The organism is Paraburkholderia steynii, from assembly GCF_900100565.1.
Taxonomy (GTDB): Bacteria; Pseudomonadota; Gammaproteobacteria; order Burkholderiales; family Burkholderiaceae; genus Paraburkholderia; species Paraburkholderia terrae.
In genome coordinates this window covers 487,813-512,719 of sequence record NZ_FNDI01000001.1, presented here as the reverse complement: position 1 = coordinate 512,719, position 24,907 = coordinate 487,813, and the positions used below count along the sequence as shown (strand labels likewise).

Here is a 24,907-nt window from a genome sequence, read left to right as displayed (position 1 = left end):
CATCTCTCGCTCCCACTGGCTGTGCAGCAGGCTCGCGCACGCACCGCCTCCAATCCTCACCAGACGCCCATTCCCGCCGATTCGACCCGCCAGAAACAAATTCAGCACCCGCCGCACTAAAATGTCCGCTTTCCAGTCATCTTTGCGCGCTCATTGCCGGGTGCGCCGCCTGCCATGCAACATTTTGCGTCGGACAACTACGCGGGCATCTGCCCCGAGGCGCTCGAAGCGCTGATCGCCGCCAACAACAGTGGCCACGAACCGGCCTACGGCGACGACTCATGGACGCAGCAAGTCTGCGACCGCCTGCGCAACCTGTTCCAGACCGACTGCGAAGTGTTCTTCGTTTTCAACGGGACGGCGGCGAACTCGCTGGCGCTGGCGTCGCTGTGCCAGTCCTACCATTCGGTGATCTGTCACGAGCTTGCGCACATCGAAACGGACGAATGCGGCGGCCCCGAGTTCTTCTCGAACGGCTCGAAGCTGCTGACGGCGCCGGGCGTCGGCGGCAAGCTCACGCCCGATGCGATCGAAGCCGTCGTTACGCGTCGCGCCGACATCCACTATCCGAAGCCCAAGGTCGTGACGCTTACGCAATCGACGGAAGTGGGCACCGTGTACAGCGTCGAGGAAATCCGCGCGATTGCGGCGATCGCGAAGCGCCGCCACCTGAAGGTGCATATGGACGGCGCGCGCTTTGCAAACGCCGTCGCCGCGCTCGACGTGCATCCGTCGGAGATCACGTGGCGCGCGGGCGTCGACGTGTTGTGCTTCGGCGGCACGAAGAACGGCTTGCCCGTCGGCGAGGTGGTTGTGTTCTTCGATCGCGCGCTGGCTGATGATTTCGCGTATCGGCTGAAGCAGGCGGGACAGCTTGCGTCGAAGATGCGCTTCATCTCCGCGCCGTGGCTCGGCCTGCTAGACAACGACGTCTGGCTGCGCAATGCGCGCCACGCCAACGCCATGGCGCAACTGATGGAATCGCGCCTCGCGGAAATCCCGGGCGTGAGCATCATGTTCCCGACAGAATCGAACGCGGTGTTCGCGCAATTGCCGCCGCATGTCGCGAAGGCGATGCGCACGCGTGGCTGGAAGTTCTATGAGTTCATCGGCGCGGGCGGCTGCCGGTTGATGTGTGCGTGGGACACGCAGCCCGAAACGGTCGAGCGATTCGTCGCGGAGGTTCGCGAACTGTGCGCCGCGTGAGTCACGCGCCCGGCGACTGGACGCGCCGATGCGGCTTGCCGGTCGAGTTCATCGAGAGACCGGGTCAATGACGGAACAGTAAAACGGCAACGAGCAACGTTTGCCGTGATGGTCGCAGTCAGGCGCTCTCGCCGTTTTCACGGCGCGAGCACGGAATCCTCGATAACAACGGAGACGCATCGCCATGGCCTACATCTACTATCTGACGCACATTCATCTCGGCTACGACGCGCTCGCGCAGTTGCCAGCGGAGTGCGAGCGTTCCGGTATCAGGCGGCCGCTCGTGGTGACGGACAAGGGTGTGATGGCAGCGGGCGTCGCGCAGCAGGCAATTGACGCGTTGAAGCTGCCCGGCGTGCCCATCTTCGACGACACGCCGTCGAACCCCACGGAAGCGATGGTGATGGCGGCCGCGCAGCGCTATCGGGACGAAGGCTGCGACGGGCTGGTGGCGATAGGCGGCGGCTCGTCGATCGATCTGGCCAAGGGCGTCGCGATCATGGCGACGCATGCGGGCACGATGACGGATTACGCGACGATCGAGGGCGGCAGCGCCAGGATCACCGACAAGGCCGCGCCGCTGATCGCGATTCCGACCACGGCGGGTACGGGCAGCGAAGTGGCGCGCGGCGCGATCGTGATCCTGAACGATGGCCGCAAGCTCGGCTTTCATTCGTGGCATCTGCTACCGAAGGCGGCCATCTGCGATCCGGGTCTCACGCTCGGCCTGCCGCCGTCGCTGACAGCCGCGACGGGCATGGATGCGATCGCGCACTGCATCGAAACGTTTCTCGCGCCTTCGTTCAATCCGCCCGCCGACGGCATCGCGCTCGACGGGCTAGAGCGCGCCTGGGCAAACATCGAACTCGCGACGCGCGACGGCCAGAACCGCGACGCGCGCCTGCATATGATGAGCGCGTCGATGCAAGGCGCGATGGCGTTCCAGAAAGGACTCGGCTGCGTGCATTCGCTGTCGCATCCGCTCGGCGGCGTGTCGGTGAACGGGCGCACGTCGCTGCATCACGGCACGCTGAACGCCGTCGTGCTGCCCGCCGTGCTGCGCTTTAACGAAAGCGCGCCGTCCGTCGTCGAGAACCGCCGCTATGCGCGCATGCGTCGCGTGATGAATCTGCCGGATAACGCCGATCTCGCGGCAGCGTTGCACGACATGACTGCGCGCCTCGGACTGCCGACGGGCCTGAAGCAAATGGGCGTCGACGAAAGTGCGTTCGACAAGGTCATCAAGGGCGCGCTCGCCGATCATTGCCACAAGACGAATCCACGCGAAGCGACGGCCGACGATTATCGGCGGATGCTGATCGAGTCGATGTAAGCGCCGTTCCTTCATCCAACCGCACACGACATGAACAAACCCGCTCCCGCGCCGCGCACGGCTTATCCGCACTTCCTGTCCATTGCCACGCGCTGGATGGACAACGACGTCTACGGTCACGTGAACAACGTCGTCTATTACAGCTACTTCGATACGGTCGTGAACGAGTATCTGATCCGCAGCGGCGTGCTTGATATCGAGCACGGCACGACGATCGGCCTCGTCGTCGAGACGCAGTGCAACTACTTCGCGCCGATCGTGTTTCCGGATCGTATCGATGCGGGCCTGCGCGTCGTGCGGCTTGGCACGTCGAGCGTGCGTTACGAAGTGGGGCTTTTCAGGGAAGGCGACGCCGAGCCCGCTGCGCAAGGGCATTTCGTGCATGTCTATGTGGATCGCGAAACGCGGCGTCCTGTTGCCTTGCCCGACAGGCTGCGCGCGGCGCTCGAACCGTTGCTCGTCGTGGAAGGCGTGCAAGACGCGCAAGCGGGCTGACGCGTGCAGTCGTTCGTCATCGATGTGCTGAATGGCGTCAGCTACGGCTTGTTGCTGTTCATGTTATCGGCGGGATTGACGCTGATTTTCAGCATGCTCGGCGTGCTGAACTTCGCGCACGCGAGCTTCTACATGCTCGGTGGGTATGTCGGCTTTTCCGTCGCGGCGCGCGCGGGGTTCTGGTGGGCGCTCATCGTCGCGCCGCTCGTCGTCGGGCTGATGGGCGCGGCGCTCGAACGGTGGCTGCTGCGGCGTGTGCGGCCTCACGGGCATCTGGCAGAGTTGCTGCTGACATTCGGCGCGGCCTATCTGATCGGCGAAGGCGTCAAGCTCGTCTGGGGCTTGCAGGCGCTGAGCGCCACGGTGCCGACAGCGCTCGATGGCCCGCTGCTCGATGTGTACGGCGTCGCGTTCTCGCGCTATCGCGCGTTCATGATGGCCGTCGCGATTGCGATGCTGGTTGTGTTGCACGCGGTGCTGCGCGTGTCGAAAGCGGGGTTGATCGTGCGCGCGGCGCTCACGCATCCGCACGCCGTCGAAGCGCTCGGCCACGACGTGCCGCGCGTCTTCACGGGCGTGTTCGCGGCGGGTACGGCGCTCGCCGCGCTGGCGGGCGTGATCGGCGCGCCGCTGTTCGTGCTCGAACCGGCGATGGCTGAATCGGTGGGGTCGATCGTGTTCGTCGTGGTTGTGATCGGCGGGCTGGGGTCGCTCGGCGGCGCGCTGGTGGCGTCGCTGGTGATCGGCTGCGTGCAGACCTTCGCGGTCGCTACCGATATTCCGCTTGGCGAGCTGTTCGGCGACTTCGACAACGCATTGCCCGCTGCATGGAGCGCGCTGACGCTCGCGCAACTCGCGCCGCTCGTGCCGTATCTGCTGCTCGTCGCCATGCTGGCCGTGCGCTCGCGCGGCTTCTTCGGACAACGCGACGACGATGCGTGACGTAAATCAGCCACACGACGTACAGCCCGCTTCGCCGCGTAGACCGACATTGCGCGCCGCGTTGCCGTGGGCCGCGCTCGCGGCGCTGCTCATCGTGCCACCGTGCATATCGACGCAAAGCTGGCTCGTCGCCTGGCTCGCGCAGACGGCCGCGATGATCGTGTTCGCGCTGTCGTACAACCTGCTGCTCGGCGGCGCGGGGCTGTTGTCGTTCGGGCATGCGGCATCGTCGGGCATCGGCGCGCTGATCGCCGCGCATCTGTTCAATCGCGTCGGCGTGCCGTTGCCGCTGCTGCCGTTGATGGGCGGCATCGGCGGTGCGCTGTTCGGTGCGCTGTATGGCCTGGTTGCGACGCGCCGCGCAGGCACCGCGTTCGCGATGATCACGCTCGGCATCGGCGAACTCGTCGCGGCGGCCGCCTGGACCTTGCCCGACTGGTTCGGTGGCGAAGCAGGTGTCGCGATCGACCGCACGGCGGGCATCGCGGTGCCGGGTTTTACGTTCGGCCCCGCGCGCGAAGCCTATGCGCTGATCGCGTTGTGGTGCGCGCTCGCCGTGATCGCGATGTACCTGCTGTCGCGCACGCCGTTCATGCGGCTCGCGAATGCCGTGCGCGACAACCCGGTGCGCGCGGCGGCTATCGGTTGCTTTCCGCGTCGTGTGCGTTACGACGTCGTTGTGTGGTCGTCGTTTTTTGCGGGCATCGCGGGGACGCTCGGGCTGATCAATGTCGAACTGGTATCGACGGAAAGCGTCGGCATGTTGCGCTCGGGTTCGGTGCTGATCGCGACGGTGATCGGCGGAAGCGGGGCGTTTTTTGGGCCGGTGGCGGGTGCCGTCGTGCTGACGTTTTTCAGCGTCGTCGTGGCGAGCACGACGCGCGCGTGGCTGCTGTATCTCGGGTTGTTCTTCGTGGTCGTGGTGGTGTGCGCACCTGACGGCATCGCGGGTTGGATGCGGCGTCAAACCGCCCGTATTTCACGCGATGGCTGGCGCGTCTGCCTGCCGTGGTTTGCTTGCCGGATGGCGAGCGTATGCGCGTGGTCGCTTGCCGTCGTGCTGTGCGTGCAATGGGCGTACGCGCAACGCTTCGACACGGACGAGCGCGCGAGTCTTTTCACGACAATCGATCCTCTGTGGCTCACGGCATCCGTGCTGTGCCTCGCCGCGATTGGCTGGCTGACGATGCGCGTGGCTGCGCGTATCGGCGGAAAGCTCAACGACGAAACGCGCGCGGAGGTCAGCGAATGATTCCCGCCATCGCCGTGCGACGTCTCGACAAGCGCTTCGGCGCAACGCGCATTCTGCGCGGCGTCGATCTCATGGTCGAGCCGCACGAACGTCACGCGCTGATCGGTCCGAACGGCGCGGGCAAATCGACGCTCTTCAACCTGATCGCGGGCGCGGTGCGGCCGAGCGCGGGCCGCATCGAACTGTATGGCGCGGACATCACGCGCCTCGCGCCTGCGGCGATCTGCCGTCGCGGACTCGCTCGCAGTTTTCAGACGACGAGTTTCTTCGCGAAGCTCAGCGTCTTCGACAACCTGCGTTGTGCCGCGCAGATCGCGAATCGCGACCGCATGCGCTGGTGGCAGCGCTATACCGCGACGCGCGAGGGTGACGAGCATGCCGAGCAAGTGCTGGACGCTGTCGGTCTGGGCGAACGTCGCGACGTGATCGCGGGCACGCTGAGTTACGCGGACCAACGTGCGCTCGATCTGGGGCTGGCGCTAGCGAGCGGCGCGCATACGCTGCTGCTTGACGAGCCGACGGCGGGCATGAACCGCGCCGAGGCGGCGCGCGCCGTCGAGCTGATCCGCGCGGCGACGGCGGGCCGCACGCTGTTGATGGTCGAGCACGACATGGACGTCGTGTTTGGTCTCGCGGATCGCATCAGCGTGCTCGTGCAAGGCCAAGTGATCGCGACGGGCGCGCCGGACGCGATTCGCGCCGATCCCGCCGTGCGTGCGGCCTACCTGGGCGATATCGGCGACGCTGGTGACGCCGCTCGGGCAGCCGCGCGATGAACCCATTGCTGGAGATTCGCGATCTGCGCGCATGGTACGGCGCGAGCCAGGCGTTGCACGGCGTGGACTTGCATATCGAAGCGGGCGAAGCCGTCGCGCTCGCGGGCCGCAACGGTTCGGGCCGTTCGACGCTGGCGAAGGCGATCATGGGTTTCGTGCGTACGCAAGGCGTGGTCCGTTTCGTCGGACAGCCGCTTGAAGGCCGGCGTGCGTTCGAGATCGCGCGGCTCGGTATTGGCTATGTGCCCGAGCAGCGCGATGTATTTCCGACGCTGACGGTCCACGAAAACCTGCAACTGGGCCTCAAGCCGCGCAACGGCAGACGCGCTGCGCGCTTCACACTCGACGACGCGCACACGCTCTTTCCCGTGCTGCGCGAACGTGCGCGAACGAAGGCGGGCACGTTGTCGGGCGGCGAGCAGCAGATGCTTTCGGTGGCGCGCGCGTTGCTGGGTGACCCTGATCTGATCGTGATCGACGAGCCGACGGAAGGACTCGCTGGTCTGGTCGTTACGCAGCTTGCAGCGGCATTGGAGCTGCTGCGCGAGCGCGGGGTCGCGATGTTGTTGATTGAGCAGCGGCTTGTGATTGCAGATCGGATTGCTAGCCGTATCGCCGTGATGGGGCATGGTGAGATCGTGTTCGACGGATCGCTGGAATTGTTTCGGGCGCGGCCCGACGTGGCGCGTGAATGGCTTGGCGTGGGGTGATTTCGGATCGCATTACTTCGGTTCTCTGTTTTGGCTTGCACGGCCGTTTGGTTTTTGCTGGTATTCGCGATGCCGTTGGGTTTATTTGATGTTTCGCTGGGATCCGCGTTATGCCTCGTGGTGCGGCGGTTTGGTTGTTCTAATCTGTGCGCTGGCATCCGCGCTTTGTTAGCGTGCTTCACGCGTCGCCCCTGTGCGGGGCGGCACCTACTTTTCTTTGCCGCCGCAAAGAAAAGTAGGCAAAAGAAAGCGGCTAACACCGCCAATTTTTCTTCTTGCCTGAGGGCCCCCAACCGGCCTTACGCTTCACACGGCAATCACGTGACTCATGTTCGTTGCCAACGCTGTGAATGAACGCCTCACCCACGTCACACACATCCGTACACGTGTTAGCGGCAGCGAATGGTATGTGCCGCCCAGGTGGCAAACTGTGTGTAGGTTGTCGCGGCGTATAGCTCGGCGCTCTTACATCAAGGCGTGCGCTATCGGTCCGAAGTGATGCGTGTGGAGCACAAGGGGCCGACACACAGTTTGCCACTTGGGCGGCGGTGGACTATCTGGCATGGCATGGTGTCGTGCGGGTGTCTGAAGCGGGTGAGGCGCACCGCAGGAGCGCTGGCAACGAACGTGGGTCACGTGATTGCCGTGTGAAGCGTAAGACCCTTTGGGGGCCCTCAGGCAGGAAGAAATGTTGGCGGTGTTAGCCGCTTTCTTTTGCCTACTTTTCTTTGCGGCGGCAAAGAAAAGTAGGTGCCGCCCCGCACAGGGGCGACGCGTGAAGCACGAAGGCAAAGCGCGGATGCCAGCGCACAGGCTAGAACGACCAAACAGCCGGGCCGCGAAGGCAAAGCGCGGATGCCAGCGAAAAACCAAACCAAACAGCGTCGCAGACCAAAACCTAACCCTTAGCATCCCGCTCAACAATCCACTCATGCCTCGGATCATTCTTGAAATGCCAGGTACGAGTCGGCCCAGCCATGACATTAAGATAATAAGAGTCATACCCATAAGGCACAACGACAGGATGATACCCACGCGGCACCATCACGACATCGTGATCCTCAACTGCGAGAGACTCATCGATATCCCGCTCATCGGTATATACACGTTGGAAAGCAAACCCTTGCGGCGGACTAAGCCGATGATAATAAGTCTCTTCAAGAAAGCTTTCCGCAGGAATATTATTGGTATCGTGCTTATGCGGCGGATAGCTGGACGAATGCCCACCCGGCGTACGCACCTCAACCACGAGCAGCGATTCAGCAGTCTCAGTCTGCGGAAGAATATCGCACACATACCGCGTATTCGCGCCCTTACCCCGCACTGACCGCTTCATCTGCGAAGACTCGATCAATCGCGCAGGGTATTCGCCCTTGGCAGGCGCACTAGCCACACCCACCTCCGCACGCCGGTTAGCGCGAACAATAGCCCGCACACCAGGCGGCAAATAAACCGCCACAGGCGCGCTGTCCTCGAACACGCTGTCACGCGAACCAAGCCCAGTCCACGTCTGCGCATCGGTTTCAATATCGACGGCACCCGCCATCACAACAATACACACCTCACGCGACGCTTCCAGCACATGCACGACCTCGTTCGGCTCCATCCGGTAAGCGGCGAAACCAACATACTTCCAGCCCGCCGTTTCAGGCGTCACGCGCGCGATCGTCTGGCCCTCGCGCTGTGCCTTCACAAGCAAACTCATGCTGCCTCCTGTGCGACATCGAGGGGCGCATCGACGAGCGTGCGCAACGTGCGATAACCCTTCTGCGCATAAGCATACGACGGCGCGACGGCCGGGTCCTGCTCCGCCTCGACGACAAGCCAGCCGCGATAACCATGACGCTTGAGCGTATCGATAATCGCGGAAAAATCGACGGCGCCGTCACCTGGCACCGTGAACGCGCCCGCAATCACCGCATCGAGAAAACTCCAGTTGCGATTGCGCGCGAGCTTCATCACGGCAGGGCGCACGTCCTTGCAATGCACGTGACACACACGGCCGACATGCCGGTTGAGCACCGCAAGCGCGTCGCCGCCCGCAAACGTGATGTGGCCCGCGTCGAACAGCAGGCCGACATCGTCGGTAGTCAGCGCCATCAGACGATCGACGTCGGCGGCAGTTTCGACATACGCGCCCATGTGATGGTGATACGCGACGCGCACGCCCTTGCTCAATGTATAGCGTGCAAATTCATTCAGGCGCTTTGCGTACGTGTTCCATTGCTCATCGGTGAAAAAGCGCGGCCGCTGATACAACGGCAACGGCGAGCCCTGGATCGTGTTATGCACTTCGCCGTAGACCATCACCGTCGCGCCGTTCTTCGCGAGCAACTCCAGATGCGAATCGGCGGCCTTGCACTCGTCCTCGATGCTGCGGCTGAAATCCGCGAGCCGTCCCGAATACCATCCGGACACGAGCGACAAATCATACTGTTTGAACAACGCCTTCAACGCCTCAGGCTCGCGCGGAAACTTGTTGCCAAGCTCGAATCCCTGATAGCCGATTTCGCGTCCTTCCGTGAGCGCGACGTCGAGCGGCGTCTCGCCGCCGAGCGACGGCAGATCGTCGTTCATCCACGACAGCGGATTGATGCCGATGCGTACTTCGAACTGGCTCATGTGCGCTTCCTCACTCATTGTCTTTGCTACGCGCGCTGATATGCGCTTCGTAATCGGCGCGTGCCTTGCGCACGCCTTCGCGCTGCGACACTTCGGGCACCGCGACTTCCCACCACCAGCCGCCTTCGTCCGTCGTGCGCGCGGCGTCGGTGTCGATGCAGACCAGGTACGTGCGGTCCGCAGCGCGGGCACGTTGCATTCCCGCTTCGAGTTCCTGCACGTTCGCGACGTGCTCCGCTTGCGCGCCCATCGCACGCGCGTGCGCGGCGAAGTCGATGGTCGGTGCGCCGGGCGCGCCTTGCACGCAGTCGTCGAACATGTTGTTGAACGGCGCGCCGCCGCAGGCCTGCTGCAAGCGGTTGATGCAGCCATAGCCGCGATTGTCGAGCACCACGACGATCAGCTTCGCGCCCAGCATCACGGATGTAGCGATCTCGCTGTTCATCATCAGATAGCTGCCGTCGCCGACCATCACGATCACTTCGCGTTCGGGCCGCGCAAGCTTGGCGCCGAGTCCGCCGGCGATCTCGTAGCCCATGCACGAATAGCCGTATTCGACGTGGTACGCGCCGGGACGTCCGGCGCGCCACAGCTTGTGCAGTTCGGCGGGCAGCGTGCCCGCTGCGCAGACGACGATGTCGTCCGTCGTCGAGTGCTCGCTCGAACGCTGCACTGCGCCGATCACGTCGGCGTCGTAGGGAAGGGCGTTATCGCGTTGCGGCGCGTGCGTGAGCTTCTGCACGATGTCGCGCCATTCGTTCGCACGCTGCTGCGCGCGCGACGTCCACGCTGCGTCTGCTTGCCAGTCTTCGAGTCGTGAGGACAACGCTTCGAGCGCAAGCCGCGCATCGGCCTCCACGATGCAGCCACGATGCTTGATGGCGTCGAACGCATTCGCGTTGATGCCGATCACCCGCGCGTGCGTGAAGAGCGTGTTCGAACCCGTCGTGAAGTCCTGCAGACGCGTGCCGACAGCGAGCACGCAATCGGCTTCGTGCGCGATTTCATTTGCGCCGGGCGATCCCGTCACGCCGAGCGAACCGAGATTCAGCGGATCGTCCCACGCGAGCGCGCTCTTGCCCGCCTGCGTCTCCGCAACGGGAATGCCATGGCGCGTCGCGAATGCTTTCAATGCGTCGGTTGCATGGCCATAGAGCACACCGCCGCCCGCGACGATCATCGGTTGTTTCGCGTTGCGCAGAATCGCTAGCGCTTCGTCGAGTTCATGCTCGACGGGCGCGGGCGCATGCAGCTTCACCACGCGCGGCGCGAAGAAATCGGCGGGGTAGTCGTACGCGGTGGCCTGCACGTCTTGCGGAAGTGCCAGCGTAACGGGACCGCACAGCGCGGCATCCGTCAGCACACGAATCGCGCGCGGCAATGCGTTGAGCAGTTGCGCCGGATGCACGATGCGATCGAAGTAGCGCGACACGGGCTTGAACGCATCGTTCGCGGAAATGCCGCCGTCGTGGAAGTCTTCGACCTGCTGCAACACTGGGTCCGGCGCACGCGACACGAAGACATCGCCGGGCAGCAGCAACACAGGCAAGCGGTTCACATGCGCGAGCGCCGCTGCCGTGACGAGGTTCGTCGCGCCGGGGCCGATGGAAGTCGTGACGGCCATCATCCGTCGCCGGAAGTTCGCCTTCGCGAAGGCGATCGCGCTGTGCGCCATCGCCTGTTCGTTGTGCGCGCGATAAGTCGGCAGTTCATGTCGATACTGATAGAGCGCCTCGCCGAGGCCCGCGACATTGCCATGCCCGAAGATCGCGAACACGCCGCCGAACAGCGGCTCAGTGCCCGTGCCGTCTTCCGTCTCGACGCGTTGCGCGGCGAGATAGCGGACCACGGCCTGCGCGGCCGTCAGACGGATCGTGCCGTCCGCCGACACCTGCGCGGCCGTTTCAGGCGAGGTCGTCACATCGTGATGCAACGCACGTTGGTTCATGCTGCCTGCTCCTGACGGATGGTATGCGAACCCGCCGCATGCGCTGTGCCACGGCTTTCGCGCCACGACCGGATCAGCGTTTCGAACGTGCGGCGCACGCGGGCGATCACTTCGTCGTCGTCGATCTGTCCCGCGAGCCATGCCTGGCTCGCCTCGTAATGTATCGTGCGGCCGACCGTGAAGCCCTTACAGGTCTTCGATTGCGCTGCCGCGCGGAAGCCTTCGATCATCTGCTCGACGGGCGCCGACAGACCGAGCAGCACGACGCCGCGGCAGTACGGATCGCGTTCCTGGATCAGCGCATCGACAGCTTGCCACTGCGACGCTTCCATCGGTTCGAGCTTCCACCACTCCGGATAGAGGCCGATGTTGTAGAGCCGCTTCAACGCGCGATAGACGATATCCGGTCCGCCGGGCAAGCTCTTCGGCGGAATCACTTCGAGCAGCAGTTCGTGGCCGGACTCCTGCACGGCATCGTAGAGCGCGCGCAGTTGCGCTTCCTGTTCGAGGCGCTGTTCGATCGGCTCATCGGGATGAAACTGGACGAGGCACTTCACCACATGCTCGCGCGGCCAGCTGGCGAGCGTCGTGCCGATCGAGCGTCCGTGATCGAAGACGAGTGGCACGGAACCCGGCAATTCGACGGGCCGGCCGATCCACCAGCCGCGGCCTGTGGCTGCGTTCAACGCATCCTGGCCGTAGCGATCGTCGATCAGCACTGCCGCCTTGCCTTGCAAGCCGAGTGCCTCTTCGGTTTGCGCGACGGCTTCGACGAACAGGCTCTTCAGCTTCGAAATGCGCGAGAGGTCCGCGCCGGTCTGCTGCGCAAGTTCGAAGAACTGGTTGCGGTGATCGAAGGCGAAGCCGAGCACTTCGTCGTAGGTCTTGCGCGCGGGTGTCACGCGATGCAGTCGCGCGAGCGTCGCGTCGCGATCGGGGCGGCGCATGCGCGCCGGGTCCGCTTTCGCTTCGCGCAGGAAGTAGTCGAGTTCGGCGGGCGTCGGCATCGCGGGCGCGCAGCCGTGGCGTGACACGACCAAGGCGCCGCTCGCATTCGCCGCGCGCGCGCAGGCTTCGAGCGGCTCATCGCGCAGCCAGCCCGACAGGAAGCCGGATGCAAACGCATCGCCTGCGCCGAGCACGTTCAGCACTTCGACTTCGACGCCGCCTTGAATCGGCGCATCGTCGATCGAAGCGGGCACGTCGCCGTCGATGATCTGGCAGCCGAGCGGCCCGCGCTTCACGACGAGCGTCGCGGGCGTCACCTTGCGTACTTCCCTGAGGCATTCGATCAGCGAATCCTTGCCGCCCGCAATCCGGAACTCTTCTTCGGTGCCGATCACGAGATCGAAGAGGGGCAGGATGCCTTGAATGTGCGCGCTTACGCTTTCGTTCGCGACGAAGCGGGTCTCGCCATCGGCCTTGCCTGTGAGTCCCCACAACACCGGGCGATAGTCGATGTCGAGCACGGTGCGCACGTCGTTGCTGCGCGCGTATTCCAGTGCGCGACGGCTCGTGCGGTTCACCTGTTCAGTCGAGAAGTGCGTGCCCGTAATCAGCAGCGCTTTCGATGACGCAATGTAGGCATCGTCGAAGTCCGCTTCGTCGACGGCCATGTCCGCGCAATTCTCGCGATAGAAAATCAGCGGGAACGTGTCGCGGTCTTTCAGGCCGAGCAGTACGAGTGCTGTGAGCCGTTCCTGATCGACACGCACGTGGCTGACGTCGCAGCCTTCCTTCGTCAGCGTCTCGGTGAGGAAGCGGCCCATGTGGTCGTTGCCGACGCGCGCGAGCATCGACGCGTTCAGGCCGAGCCGCGCGCAGCCGAACGCGATGTTCGCCGATGAGCCGCCCAGATACTTCGCGAAGGTCGAGACGTCTTCGAGGCGTGAGCCAACTTGCTGCGCGTACAGATCGACGGCAAGCCGGCCTAGACAGATGATGTCGCGGCTGCGGCCCGCCGCGAAGCGGCTCGCGTTCTGAGGCGTGGGTTTACTGGTAAGAGCCATGAGTGTGTCCTGAGTGTGCTGGCAGCATATGAGTGCGACGTCTGCGTCAATCAGATCGTCGCGCCTTCGAGTTCGCCGATCATCTTCTGCATTTCGGCGCCGCCCGCCATCATGTCGAGCACTTCATCCTTCGTAATGGTTTCTTTCGTGTACGTGCCCATCGACTTGCCGCGGTTGAGCAGCGTGAACGAATCGCCGATCGGGTACGCGTGATGCACGTTGTGCGTGATGAAGATCACGGAGATGCCCTTCGCGCGCGCCTTGTGAATCAGCTTGAGCACGTTAAAGCTCTGCTTCACGCCGAGCGCGGCCGTCGGTTCGTCGAGAATCAGCACGCGTGCGCCGAAGTGAATGGCACGCGCAATCGCGAGACACTGCCGTTCGCCGCCCGACATCGTGCCAATCGGTTGATGCGGGTCGCGCACGTTGATGCCCATTTCAGCGAGCTTTTCGCGTGCGATGGTCGCGCTCGTTTCGAGGTCCATCACGTTGACGAGGCCGAAGAGCTTTTTCTGCGGCTCGCGTCCCATGAAGAAGTTGCGCGCGACGGAAAGCAGCGGCACCAGCGCGAGATCCTGATACACGGTCGCGATGCCCATATCGAGCGCATCGCTCGGCGATTCGAACAGCACTTTCTTGCCGTCCACCAGATAGTCGCCAGAAGAGGGCTGATGCACGCCCGCGAGCGTCTTGATGAGCGTCGATTTGCCCGCGCCGTTGTCGCCGAGCAGGCAGTGGACTTCGCCGCGCCGCAGGCGCAGCGTGACGCCCGAGAGCGCGATCACCTTGCCGAAGTACTTGCTGACGTTTTCGAGCGACAGGATGATGTCGTCTTGCTTGAGAGTGTCGGACATGGTCGTCTCCCGATTACGATTGCGCGACGCGACGGCGCACATAGTGGTTGAACAGCACCGCGATCAGCAGCATCACGCCGAGGAACACGCGGAACCAGTCCGAACTGACATTCGTATAGGTGATGCCGATCTGCACGACGCCGAATATCAGCGCGCCGAAGCAGGCGCCCACCACCGAACCATAGCCGCCCGTCAGCAGCGTGCCGCCGATCACCGCAGCGATGATCGCCTCGAATTCCTTTTGCAAGCCACGGTCGGCAGCAGCGGAACCGATGTCGCACACTTGCAGCACGGCAAACAGGCACGAGCAGAACGCAGTCAGCACGAACAGGGAAATCTTCACGCGGCGCACAGGCACGCCGACATTCTTCGCAGCGTTCGCATCACCGCCGACAGCGAGCACCCAGTTGCCATAACGCGTCTTCGCAAGGACGAACGCACCGACTGCCGCGAGCGCGAACCACCACAGCAGCACTTTCGGAATACCCGGCACGAGCGGCTGGCCGTTTTCGAGCAGCGAGCCGATGCCCATATGCGCGAGATTCGTGAAGAGTCCATGCAACGCCACGCCATGGAACAGGAAGTTGGTGATGGCGTCGGATTGCGCGAGATCGCCGACACCAGAGATGATCGTGCGGTCAGCGACCATGATCGACAGTGCAAGCGTCAGGCCACGCAGGATGAACAGGAACGCGAGCGTCACGATGAACGACGGCAGGCGCGTGCGCATCACCAGATAGCCGTTCAGTGCGCCGAGCGCCATCGATCCGGCGAACGCGAAAATGATGGCCGCCCAGATCGGCCAGTGAAAGTAGACGGACGGAATCGCGACCATCATGCCCGCGAAGCCAATCATCGAGCCGATCGACAGATCGAACTCGCCCGCGATCATCAGCAGGCACGCGCCGACGGCGAGAATGCCGAGGTAAGCGGAGACCTGCGACCAGTTCATCACGCCGTCGAGGTTGAACATCCCCGAGTTGCCGGCGCTGATCGCGAACACGAGGAACACGAGCACGGTGCCGGAGATCGCGGCAAATTCCGGCCGGTTCAGCAGATGCCCGAAGAACGATTCCTTGCGGACGCGCTCGTCGCCGGGCAATGCCGGTGCGGCGGATTGCGCATCGGCGCCCGGCGCATCGCTGCCCGGTGCGTCGTGACCATGCGTTGGATAGTGTTTGCCGGCTACGCCCATGATGTCTCCAATGTCGGCTTTGCTGTGCGTTCACTCGTGTGAGTGGCGAGAGGCGCAGAAAGCCGTTAAACGACGCGGTCGGGGCACCCGACGATGGCGGCTGAATCTGCACGAAAAAGCGTGCAAAAGTCCGCCGGGGTCGCGCTGTGCTGGCGCGCCCGGTACCGCGTATGACTGACTAGAGGAAAGGCCGTTAGCGGTACTGGCCCGCGTACTTGATGACCTTGTCGATATTCGCCTTCGTGATGAAGCCCGGACCGGAACGGATGTTCTTCGGCCCATACGACGGCTCGAGGCCGTAAGTCTGCAGGCGTTCCTTGAACTTCGGATTCGCTTGCAGGATTTGCCGGATCTTCGTCGGATCGGTCGTGTGTTCTTTCTTCACGATCGCCAGCACGGCGACGGCGATATAGCCTTGCAGATACGGCTGCTGATCGATTGCAAAATTGATCGTGCCGTCCTGGATGCCCTTCGCAATATCGTCCGAGAAGTCGAACGTGGCGAAGTAGATCTTGCCTGCGAGGCCCATCTGCTGCACGGCCTTGATCGTCGCCGAAGCGGGCGTCGGCCCGAGCGTCAGAACCGCGCCCGTATTCGGATGATTGCGCAGATACGCGCTAACCTTCGACTGGATTTCCGTCGGGTCCTGGCCGGAGTCGATGGTCGAGGTCTTGTAGTTCACGCCGAGCGCGTCGGCAAAGCCGCGGCAGCGTTCGAACGAAACGACGTTGGTGGCGAAGTGGTTCACGCACAGGAACGACTTCACGCCCGCAGCCTTGGCCTTTTCGCCTGCTGCCTTGCCTGCCACGTATTCCGGCTGACCGATATGCATGATTGCGCCGAGCTGCGCGCTCTGTTCTTCCGTACCGGAGTTGATCGTGACGAGGGGAATCTTCTTGCCCGTGACCTTGCCGAGCGAGCTCTTCAGCACGTCGAAGTCGGCGATGGTGACGATCACGCCGTCGTAGTTGCGCGCCGCAGCCTGTTCGATCAGGCGCGACATGTCGGCGAGATCGCCGTTAGGAGGGTTGCGGTAGTCGGTTTCGACGTTGAAATCCTCGTCGGCCTGCTTGATCGCATTCTTGATCGTGTTCCACCACGAGTCCGAATCGGGCGCATGGCTGATGAGCACGAACTTCGCGTCCGCCGCCTGCGCCGTCGATGCCGCCGTCATCGCGCCAATGCCCGCCGCCAGCGTCAGCGCTGCTGCCAGAACCTTGAACGAAGCCTTGCCATTGCAAAGTCTCATTGTCTCCACCTTTGTCTGTTCGTATTTGAAGGGAGCGTATGACGCTTTGCGAGGTGAGGCCGGTTCGCCGTTGCGTCATCGCTCAGGACCAAGATTAGGCCAACTTTTTGAGACTTGCAATGAAAATTTCATGTCAAAGAAAAATGGAAAATCCATTCCATTTGCTTTCGGTTGTGCCTATACTCCGCAACGTCGGGACAGTGCATTGCCATTCCCTGTAAGCCTTGCGGGACGGGATTTTGCGCTGCAAAAAAGCACACGGAAGCACAGAGGTAAAGACCATGGCGGAAGACAGCACAGAAGAGTTGCCGAGCGTCGAAGAATTGATGCAGCGCATCGCGGAAAACTACGAATCGTTGCCGCGTCAGTTGAAGAGCGTCGCGACGTATCTGGAGCAGCATCGATCGAGCGTGATGGTGGATCGCACCAGCGACATTGCGGCGAGTTGCGGCGTGCATCCGTCGGCCGTGGTGCGCTTTGCGCAGCGTTTCGGTTTTTCGGGTTTTTCCGATCTTCAGGCCGTGTTCCGTCAGGCTTACACGACGCAGGGCGCGTCGTCGCAGAGTTATCAGCAGCGCATTCGCAAGCTGATCGACGAAAAGCCGGGGCGGCTGTCGGGCGGCAGCGTCGCGCGCGAGTTCGTGGCGGCGTGCCGCGATGGACTCGACGAACTCGAAGGCTCGCTCGACGACGCGCAGTTCGACGCCGCCGTGAAGATGCTGCAGCACGCCGACAACATCTATGTGATCGGCGTGCGGCGTTCGTTCCCCGTCGCGAGCTACATCGTCTACGCGTTGCAGCACACGCCCAAGCGCGTGCATCTCGTGTCGGGTTTCGGCGGGATGTATCGCGAGCAGATTCGCAGCGTGAAGAAGGGCGACGTCGTGATCGCGATCAGCTTCGCGCCGTACGGTAAGGAGACGCAGCATTGCCTGCGCGTCGCGCATCACCATCAGGCAAAGACGCTCGTCATTACAGATAGCCAGCTGTCGCCGCTTGCGCGTTATGCGAGCACGCAGCTGTATGTGAAAGAGGGCAGCGCGTTTGCATTCCGCTCGCTGACCAGCACGATTTGCCTGTGCCAGGCGCTGTTCATCGCGCTCGCGTACAAGCTGGAATTGAACGTAGAAGAGTCGACAGACACTGGAGGATACGATGACTGATGTGGCAGGCAAGACAATCGACGTAGCAGTGTTCGGCGCAGGGCGCATCGGCAAGATCCATGCGTCCAATCTTGCGCGGCAGCCGGGCGTGCGGCTCAAGTACGTGGTCGACGTGAACCGCGATGCAGCGGCTGCGCTCGCGGCGCAATACGGCGCGCAGGTCGCGGATATCGATGGTGCGATGGGCGATGCGTCGGTGGGCGCGACCGTGATCTGTTCGAGCACCGACACGCACGCCGATCTGATCCTGCAATCGGCGGCACAGAAGAAGCATGTGTTCTGCGAGAAGCCTGTCGACCTGACGCTGGAGCGTGCGCGCGCGTGCGCCGATGCGGTCGCGAAGGCGGGCATCGTCTGCATGATCGGCTTTCAGCGCCGCTTCGATCCGACGTTTGCTGCGCTGAAGGCGCGCATCGATGCGGGCGAGATCGGCACGCCGGAAATGCTCGTCGTGACGAGCCGTGATCCGGGCGCGCCGCCTGTCGAGTACATCAAGCACTCGGGCGGCATCTTCAAGGACATGCTGATTCACGACTTCGACATCTTCCGCTGGATTCTCGATGACGAAGCGGACACGCTGCATGCGACGGGCAGTTGCTTGAGCGATCCCGCGATTGCCGATGCGGGCGATATCGATTGCACTGCGGTGACGATCCGCACGAAGCGCGGGCGTCTGTGCCAGATCAACACGTCGCGTCGCGCTGCGTATGGCTACGACCAGCGCTTCGAACTGCTCGGCAGCGAGGGCATGCTGCAGGCGGGCAATGTGCGTCCGACGGAAGTCACCGCGTATTCGAAGACGGCTGTATCGAGCGACGTGCCCGAGCATTTCTTCCTTGAACGCTATCGCGCCGCGTATGCGCTCGAAATCGCGCATTTCTTCGAGGCTGTCACGCAAGGCAAGCCGGTGCGCACGACGGTCGCCGATGGTCTGAAGGCGCTCGAACTCGCCGAAGCGGCGACGCGTTCGTGGCGCGAAGGGCGCGCCGTCAAGCTCAACGAGGCGCTGTGATGAGCGGCCCGCTGCGGATTGGTGTGGTTGGGCTGGGGCGGCTCGGCAAGCGGCATGCGGAGAACCTCGCGTATCGCGTGTCGGGCGCGGCGCTGGTGGCTGCGTGCAGTCCCGTCGAAGAGGAACGCGCGTGGGCGCGCGCCACGTTGCCGGCGCCGCGTCTTTACGACGACTATCACGCGTTGCTCGAAGACCGAGACGTCGATGCTGTATGGCTTGTGACGCCGTCCGCGTTGCACGCGCAGCAGATCATCGATGCGTTGCGCGCCGGCAAGCATGTGTTCTGCGAGAAGCCGTTGTCGCTTGATCTGGCGGAGTGTGAGCGGGTGATCGCGGAGGCGCAGCGTCATCCTCAGTTGCAGGCGACCATTGGCTTCATGCGGCGTTTCGATCCGAGCTATCGCAATGCGTTCGAGAAAATCGAAGCGGGTGCGATTGGCCGGCCTTTCATGGTGCGCTCGCAGACGTGCGACCAGAACGATCCCGAAGGGTTTTTCGTGCGCTTTGCGCCGACTTCGGGCGGGATTTTTCTCGACTGCACGGTGCATGACATCGATGTCGCGCGATGGCTGCTCGGCATGCCGAAGGCGACGCGCGTCTATGCGAGCGGCGTGATCGCGTTGCACGAAGGGTTGCGCGAATTCGGTGACGTCGACAATGGCGTCGCGATTTGCGAGTTCGAAGGCGGGCGCATGGCGATGTTTTACGCGTCGCGCACGCTGGCGCACGGCAACGATACGGGCAGCGAGGTGATCGGCACGGCGGGCGTGCTGTATGTCGGGCGCAATCCGCGCGCGAACCGTGTCGAAATCGCTGACGCGAGCGGGATTCGCAACGAATGCACGCCGACGTTCTTCGACCGTTTCGAGGATGCGTTTTTGTGCGAGGCGCAGGCGTTCGTCGCGGCTGTGCGGCAAGGCAAGCAGAGCGGGGCGACGTTGGCGGATGCGATGGAGGCGACTCGCATTGGGTACGCGTTGCGTGAGTCGCTGGCGAGTGGACGTTCTGTTGATCTGTAGCGGCGCGCACGCCCGGGCTGTTGCGGCTTGGGCGTGGGTTGAGCGCTTGCGTTAGAATTTGACCCTTCTGCATGAGCGCCGTAAATCCAGCACGAGCGCCGGCTTACGAAGGGCAACGTCGATGGAAATTCAGATTCACAAGGAAGTGGATGCACGCGGTCTGAACTGTCCGCTGCCCATTCTGCGCGCCAAGAAGGCGCTGGCCGATATGGAAAGTGGTCAGATTCTCAAAGTGCTGGCTACGGATCCCGGCTCGCAGCGGGATTTTGCTGCGTTTTCTAAGCAGACTGGGAATGAGATTGTTGAGGTGACGACTACGTCGGATAAGGTTTTTGTGTTTTTAATGCGGAGACGGTAGGGGTTTTTGCCTGCGGCGCGGTTGGTTTTTTGGTGGCATCCGCGAGTTGTCGTTTTGCTTCGGGCGTTGCCGTGTGGTGTATTGGCCTTTGCGGTGGCATCCGCGATTTGTTAGCGTGCTTCACGCGTCGCCCCTGTGCGGGGCGGCACCTACTTTTCTTTGCCGCCGCAAAGAAAAGTAGGCAAAAGAAAGCGGCTAACACCGCCAGCCCGTGTTCTTATCCACGGGCCCCCAACGTCCCCACGCTTCACACGACAGTGCCCTGGTCGGTGCTCGTTGCCAACGCTTCGAATGAACGCCTCACCCACTTCAGACACCCACACAAGAACTAGCGGCAGCGAATGGTACGTGCCGCCCAGGTGGCAAACTGTGTGTAGGTTGTCGCGTCGTATAGCGTGGCGCTCTTACAGGGTGGAGCGCGTGCGCTATCGGTCCGAAGTGATGCGTGTGGAGTACAAGGGGCAGACACACAGTTTGCCACCTGGGCGGCGGTGGACTATCTGGCACGGCATGGTGAAGCGCGGGTACGAGAAGCGGGTGAGGCGCACCGCAAGAGCGCTGGCAACGAACATGGGTCACGTGATTGCCGTGTGAAGTGTAAGACCGGTTGGGGGCCCTCAGGCAAACACAAGAATTAGCGGTGTTAGCCGCTTTCTTTTGCCTACTTTTCTTTGCGGCGGCAAAGAAAAGTAGGTGCCGCCCCGCACAGGGGCGACGCGTGAAGCACGAAGGCAAAGCGCGGATGCCGGCGCAGAGCCACAACGCGGATGCCTGCTCAAGAACAAACAAACCACCCAGCCGTCGCAGACAAAAAAATCAACCTTCCAGCACTGGCGACCGAGTCCGCAAATACTCTTCAAAGTCAGCAGCCACTTCCGGATGCCGAAGCGCAAACTCAACAGTAGCCTTCAGGTATCCCAACTTGCTACCGCAATCAAACCGCGTCCCGTGGTACTTATAAGCGAGCACCTGCTCATCAGCGAGCAACGACTGAATCGCATCGGTCAGCTGCAATTCACCGCCAGCGCCCGGCTTCAACGCCCGAATATGATCAAAAATGCGCGGCTTCAAAACATAGCGCCCAACCACCCCAAGGTTAGAAGGCGCAACCTCAGGCGCCGGCTTCTCCACGATGCCTGACATCTTGATGATGGCGTCTTCCCACTCCTTGCCATCGACGATCCCGTACGAGCTCGTCTCCGATGCCGGAATCTCTTCAACCCCGATCACCGAGCTGTGATAGTGATCGAACACCTCGATCATCTGCTGCATCACAGGCGGCTTGCCGTACAGTAAATCGTCCGCGAGGATCACGGCGAACGGGTTGTCGCCCACCAGCTTTTCCGCGCACAGCACAGCATGGCCCAGACCGAGCGCCTCCGGCTGACGTACGTAAAAACAGTCCACATGGCTCGGCTTGATGCTGCGCACGAGCTCCAGCAGCTTCGCCTTGCCGCGTGCTTCCAGTTCCGCCTCGATTTCATACGACTTGTCGAAATGGTCCTCGATCGCCCGCTTGCTGCGGCCCGTCACGAAGATCATCTCGGTGATGCCGGCTGCCATCGCTTCCTCGACCGCGTACTGGATCAGCGGCTTGTCGACGATAGGCAGCATCTCCTTCGGGCTGGCCTTGGTGGCAGGGAGGAAGCGGGTACCGAGACCCGCGACCGGAAAGACCGCCTTTGTAACTTTTAGCATGTGTGTACCCTGCGTCCTCTGGTTTGGGATGCGCGCCGGTGGCTCGGCGCGCATGCAGCGTCAATCAGGCAGGCAAACGCGACAGTTGTGCCGTCAGCTTGCCAATCGTGGTCTGGTATTCTGCCAGCCTTTTCTGCTCCTGCTCAACGACCGCCGGCGGTGCTTTTGCCACAAAACTCTCGTTCTGCAGCTTGGCGTTACATTTCGAAACTTCTGCGCTCAGTCTCGCAATCTCTTTTGACAGCCGCTCGCGCTCGGCGGCGACGTCGATCTCCACCTTCAGCACCAGCTTGTCCGTCCCTACGATAGCAATCGGCGCGCCATGTGCCTGCGCATCCAGCGTCGCTTCGTCGGCGATGATCTGCACTTCGGACAAACGCGCCAACGCCTGCGCGTAAGGCGCAAACGACGCCAGACGCTCCGCGTTGCCCGTCACCAGCAGCGGCACCTTCGTCGCCGGCGACAGATTCATCTCGCCGCGCAGGTTCCGGCACGCGTCGATCACGGCTTTCAGATCGGCGGTCCACTGTTCGGCCGATTCGTCGATCTTGCCCGGCTCGGCGATCGGGTAGGGCTGCGTCATGATCGACGCCTCGCCTTCCGCACGGCCATCCGGGTACTTCGCCGCGAGCGGCGCCACCTTTTGCCACAACGCTTCCGTAATGAAAGGAATCACCGGGTGCGCGAGACGCAGCACCGTTTCGAGCACGCGCAACAGCGTGCGGCGCGTGGCGCGCTGCTGCTCGGGCGTGCCCGTCTGGATCTGCACCTTCGCCAGTTCGAGATACCAGTCACAGTATTCGTCCCACACGAACTTGTATAGGGCGTTTGCCACATTGTCGAAACGATAGTCGGCAAAGCCCTTTTCGACGTCGGCTTCGACGCGCTGAAGCAGCGACACGATCCAGCGGTCGGCTTGCGAGAAGTCCGTGTAGCCGCCGGGGCCGCAATCGCCCGGTTGGCACGCGCCCGGCTTCGAGAAGCCGCAGTCGTGGCCTTCGCAGTTCATCAGCACGAAGCGCGTCGCGTTCCACAGCTTGTTGCAGAAGTTGCGATAGCCTTCGCAGCGCGCGAGGTCGAAGTTGACGTTGCGGCCGAGCGTCGCCATCGACGCCATCGTGAAGCGCAACGCGTCCGTGCCGAACGCGGGAATGCCGTCGGGGAATTCCTTGCGCGTCTTCTTTTCGATCGTCGCCGCCTGCTTCGGATTCATCAGGCCCGTGGTGCGCTTTGAGACAAGCGCATCGAGGTCGATGCCGTCGACGATATCGATGGGGTCGAGCGTGTTGCCCTTGCTCTTCGACATCTTCTGGCCTTCGGCATCGCGCACCAGACCATGCACGTAGACGGTGTCGAACGGCACCTTGCCGGTGAAGTGCGTGGTCATCATGACCATGCGCGCGACCCAGAAGAAGATGATATCGAAGCCCGTCACCAGCACCGACGAAGGCAGAAACGCCTTCAGTTCTGGCGTCTCGTTCGGCCAGCCGAGCGATGAGAATGGCACCAGCGCCGATGAGAACCACGTGTCGAGCACGTCTTCGTCGCGCTTGAGCGAGCCCTTGTAGCCTTGAGCGTCAGCCTTCGCGCGTGCGCCTTCTTCCGTCTTCGCGACAAAGATTTCGCCGTTCTCGCCGTACCACGCGGGAATCTGGTGGCCCCACCACAATTGACGCGAGATGCACCAGTCCTGGATGTTCTCGAGCCACTGGTAGTAGGTGGTCGTCCAGTTTTCCGGCACGAACTTGATCTGGCCGTTGCGCACCACATCGAGCGATGTTTCCGTGATCGACTTGCCCGGATTGAAGGTGCCTTCCGGCGCGGGCTTGGTCATGGCGACGAACCATTGGTCCGTGAGCATCGGCTCGATGACGACGTTCGTGCGGTCGCCGCGCGGCACCATCAGCTTGTGCGGCTTGACGGATTCGAGCAGCCCGAGCGCTTCCAGATCCGCGACGACCTGCTTGCGCGCGTCGAAGCGGTCCAGACCGCGATACTTTTCGGGCGCGTTGTCGTTGATCTTCGCGTCGAGCGTGAGGATTTCGATCTGCGGCAGCTTGTGGCGCTGGCCGACCTGATAGTCGTTGAAATCGTGCGCGGGCGTGACTTTCACGACGCCCGTGCCGAATTCACGGTCCACGTAGTCGTCGGCGATGATGGGGATTTCGCGGTCCGTGAGCGGCAGCTTGACGGTCTTGCCGATCAGATGCGCGTAGCGCTCGTCTTCCGGATGAACCATCGCGGCGACGTCGCCGAGCATGGTTTCAGGGCGCGTCGTGGCCACCGTCAGATGGCCCGAGCCGTCCGCGAGCGGATACTGGATGTGCCACAGGTGGCCGTTTTCTTCCTCGCTGACCACTTCGAGATCGGACACGGCCGTGAGCAGCACCGGGTCCCAATTCACGAGGCGCTTGCCGCGATAGATCAGACCCTGTTCATACAGGCGCACGAACACGTCGCGCACGGCGGCCGACATCTTGTCGTCCATCGTGAAGTATTCGCGCGACCAGTCGATCGATGCGCCCAGACGGCGCACCTGGCCCGTAATCGTCGAGCCGGACTGCTGCTTCCATTCCCACACGCGTTCGGTGAATTTCTCGCGGCCGAGGTCATGGCGCGATACGCCCTGCGCATCCAGCTGACGCTCGACGACGATCTGCGTCGCGATGCCCGCGTGGTCCGTGCCCGGCACCCACAGCGTGTTTTCGCCAAGCATCCGGTGGTAGCGGGTCAGGCCGTCCATGATCGTCTGGTTGAACGCGTGGCCCATGTGCAGCGTGCCCGTGACGTTGGGCGGCGGCAACTGGATCGAGAAATTTTTGCGGCCCGGCTCCATGGTCGGAGCGGCGTAGCCGCGTTTTTCCCATTCGGGGCCCCATTGGGCCTCGATCGTCTGCGGCTCGAAACTCTTGGCCAGCGTGCTGTCGCTTGTCGTCATCGTCAAAATCTGCCGGAAAATGCGTGGAAAGATGCCTGAAACCTTGAATTATAAAGGGATGCGGCAGCGGCGGGCCGCGCTCGCCTGCGCGCCTGCGCATTACGGGCGCGAGTGGCTGCGGAATCGGG

The 24,907-nt window shown here is 62.8% G+C and carries 20 protein-coding genes; 11 read left to right on the top strand and 9 right to left on the bottom strand.

The features are described from left to right. The first annotated feature begins 174 nt into the window (after positions 1-174). From BLT65_RS02280 to BLT65_RS02250, 7 genes are all read left to right on the top strand, one after another. On the top strand, positions 175-1,206 hold the full coding sequence (locus BLT65_RS02280) for a threonine aldolase family protein (protein ID WP_042307021.1): 1,032 nt from the start codon (positions 175-177) through the stop codon (positions 1,204-1,206). 184 nt (positions 1,207-1,390) lie between these two features. Next, on the top strand, positions 1,391-2,539 hold the full coding sequence (locus BLT65_RS02275; protein ID WP_091774423.1) for an iron-containing alcohol dehydrogenase: 1,149 nt from the start codon (positions 1,391-1,393) through the stop codon (positions 2,537-2,539). 30 nt (positions 2,540-2,569) lie between these two features. After that, positions 2,570-3,034: an acyl-CoA thioesterase gene (locus BLT65_RS02270; RefSeq protein ID WP_091774421.1), complete on the top strand. Its 465-nt coding sequence runs from the start codon at positions 2,570-2,572 to the stop codon at positions 3,032-3,034. Positions 3,035-3,037: 3 nt separating this feature from the next. Further along, a complete protein-coding gene (locus BLT65_RS02265; protein ID WP_091774419.1) occupies positions 3,038-3,976 on the top strand; it encodes a branched-chain amino acid ABC transporter permease in 939 nt (312 codons plus the stop codon). Continuing rightward, positions 3,969-5,228 carry a branched-chain amino acid ABC transporter permease gene (locus tag BLT65_RS02260; RefSeq protein ID WP_091774417.1) on the top strand — a complete coding sequence of 420 codons (1,260 nt, stop codon included), beginning with the start codon at positions 3,969-3,971 and terminating at the stop codon, positions 5,226-5,228. The genes BLT65_RS02265 and BLT65_RS02260 overlap by 8 nt, the downstream gene beginning before the upstream one ends. After that, entirely contained in the window at positions 5,225-6,004 is a 780-nt protein-coding gene (locus BLT65_RS02255; RefSeq protein ID WP_091774415.1) for an ABC transporter ATP-binding protein, read from the top strand. The genes BLT65_RS02260 and BLT65_RS02255 overlap by 4 nt, the downstream gene beginning before the upstream one ends. Next, positions 6,001-6,714, top strand: a complete 714-nt coding sequence (locus BLT65_RS02250; protein ID WP_091774413.1) for an ABC transporter ATP-binding protein — start codon at positions 6,001-6,003, stop codon at positions 6,712-6,714. Before BLT65_RS02255 ends, BLT65_RS02250 begins: the two co-directional genes overlap by 4 nt. Before the next feature lie 898 nt (positions 6,715-7,612). On the opposite strand, the gene iolB is transcribed toward BLT65_RS02250, so the two are convergent. The 7 genes from iolB to BLT65_RS02215 form a co-directional block, all read right to left on the bottom strand. Then, entirely contained in the window at positions 7,613-8,419 is an 807-nt protein-coding gene (gene iolB, locus BLT65_RS02245) for a 5-deoxy-glucuronate isomerase (protein ID WP_091774411.1), read from the bottom strand. Then, positions 8,416-9,336, bottom strand: a complete 921-nt coding sequence (gene iolE, locus BLT65_RS02240) for a myo-inosose-2 dehydratase (RefSeq protein WP_007750008.1) — start codon at positions 9,334-9,336, stop codon at positions 8,416-8,418. Before iolE ends, iolB begins: the two co-directional genes overlap by 4 nt. Before the next feature lie 10 nt (positions 9,337-9,346). Continuing rightward, complete coding sequence (iolD, locus tag BLT65_RS02235) at positions 9,347-11,284, bottom strand: 3D-(3,5/4)-trihydroxycyclohexane-1,2-dione acylhydrolase (decyclizing) (RefSeq protein WP_091774409.1); 1,938 nt, start codon at positions 11,282-11,284, stop codon at positions 9,347-9,349. Further along, the gene (locus BLT65_RS02230) at positions 11,281-13,293 is read right to left on the bottom strand and encodes a bifunctional 5-dehydro-2-deoxygluconokinase/5-dehydro-2-deoxyphosphogluconate aldolase (protein ID WP_091774406.1); all 2,013 of its coding nucleotides are present in this window, start codon (positions 13,291-13,293) and stop codon (positions 11,281-11,283) included. Before BLT65_RS02230 ends, iolD begins: the two co-directional genes overlap by 4 nt. 50 nt (positions 13,294-13,343) lie before the next feature. After that, on the bottom strand, positions 13,344-14,147 hold the full coding sequence (locus BLT65_RS02225) for an ATP-binding cassette domain-containing protein (RefSeq protein ID WP_091774404.1): 804 nt from the start codon (positions 14,145-14,147) through the stop codon (positions 13,344-13,346). A gap of 13 nt (positions 14,148-14,160) precedes the next feature. Continuing rightward, the gene (locus tag BLT65_RS02220; protein ID WP_091774402.1) at positions 14,161-15,342 is read right to left on the bottom strand and encodes an ABC transporter permease; all 1,182 of its coding nucleotides are present in this window, start codon (positions 15,340-15,342) and stop codon (positions 14,161-14,163) included. A gap of 193 nt (positions 15,343-15,535) precedes the next feature. Next, entirely contained in the window at positions 15,536-16,591 is a 1,056-nt protein-coding gene (locus BLT65_RS02215) for a sugar ABC transporter substrate-binding protein (protein ID WP_035990315.1), read from the bottom strand. A 281-nt stretch (positions 16,592-16,872) separates the two neighbouring features. Between BLT65_RS02215 and BLT65_RS02210 the strand changes: the two genes are divergently transcribed. From BLT65_RS02210 to BLT65_RS02195, 4 genes are all read left to right on the top strand, one after another. Further along, entirely contained in the window at positions 16,873-17,754 is an 882-nt protein-coding gene (locus BLT65_RS02210) for a MurR/RpiR family transcriptional regulator (protein ID WP_035990317.1), read from the top strand. Continuing rightward, complete coding sequence (gene iolG / locus BLT65_RS02205; RefSeq protein ID WP_042307043.1) at positions 17,747-18,766, top strand: inositol 2-dehydrogenase; 1,020 nt, start codon at positions 17,747-17,749, stop codon at positions 18,764-18,766. The genes BLT65_RS02210 and iolG overlap by 8 nt, the downstream gene beginning before the upstream one ends. After that, entirely contained in the window at positions 18,766-19,785 is a 1,020-nt protein-coding gene (locus tag BLT65_RS02200) for a Gfo/Idh/MocA family oxidoreductase (RefSeq protein ID WP_091774400.1), read from the top strand. Before iolG ends, BLT65_RS02200 begins: the two co-directional genes overlap by 1 nt. Before the next feature lie 127 nt (positions 19,786-19,912). Beyond that, positions 19,913-20,143, top strand: a complete 231-nt coding sequence (locus tag BLT65_RS02195) for a sulfurtransferase TusA family protein (RefSeq protein WP_035537843.1) — start codon at positions 19,913-19,915, stop codon at positions 20,141-20,143. Between the two features lie 816 nt (positions 20,144-20,959). Here the strand turns inward: BLT65_RS02195 and galU are convergent. Together galU and BLT65_RS02185 are read right to left on the bottom strand one after the other, a co-directional pair. Next, a complete protein-coding gene (galU, locus tag BLT65_RS02190; protein ID WP_007576550.1) occupies positions 20,960-21,841 on the bottom strand; it encodes a UTP--glucose-1-phosphate uridylyltransferase GalU in 882 nt (293 codons plus the stop codon). A gap of 64 nt (positions 21,842-21,905) precedes the next feature. After that, positions 21,906-24,779, bottom strand: coding sequence for a valine--tRNA ligase (locus BLT65_RS02185; protein WP_091774398.1), 2,874 nt, complete (start codon positions 24,777-24,779; stop codon positions 21,906-21,908). Positions 24,780-24,907: the final 128 nt, after the last annotated feature.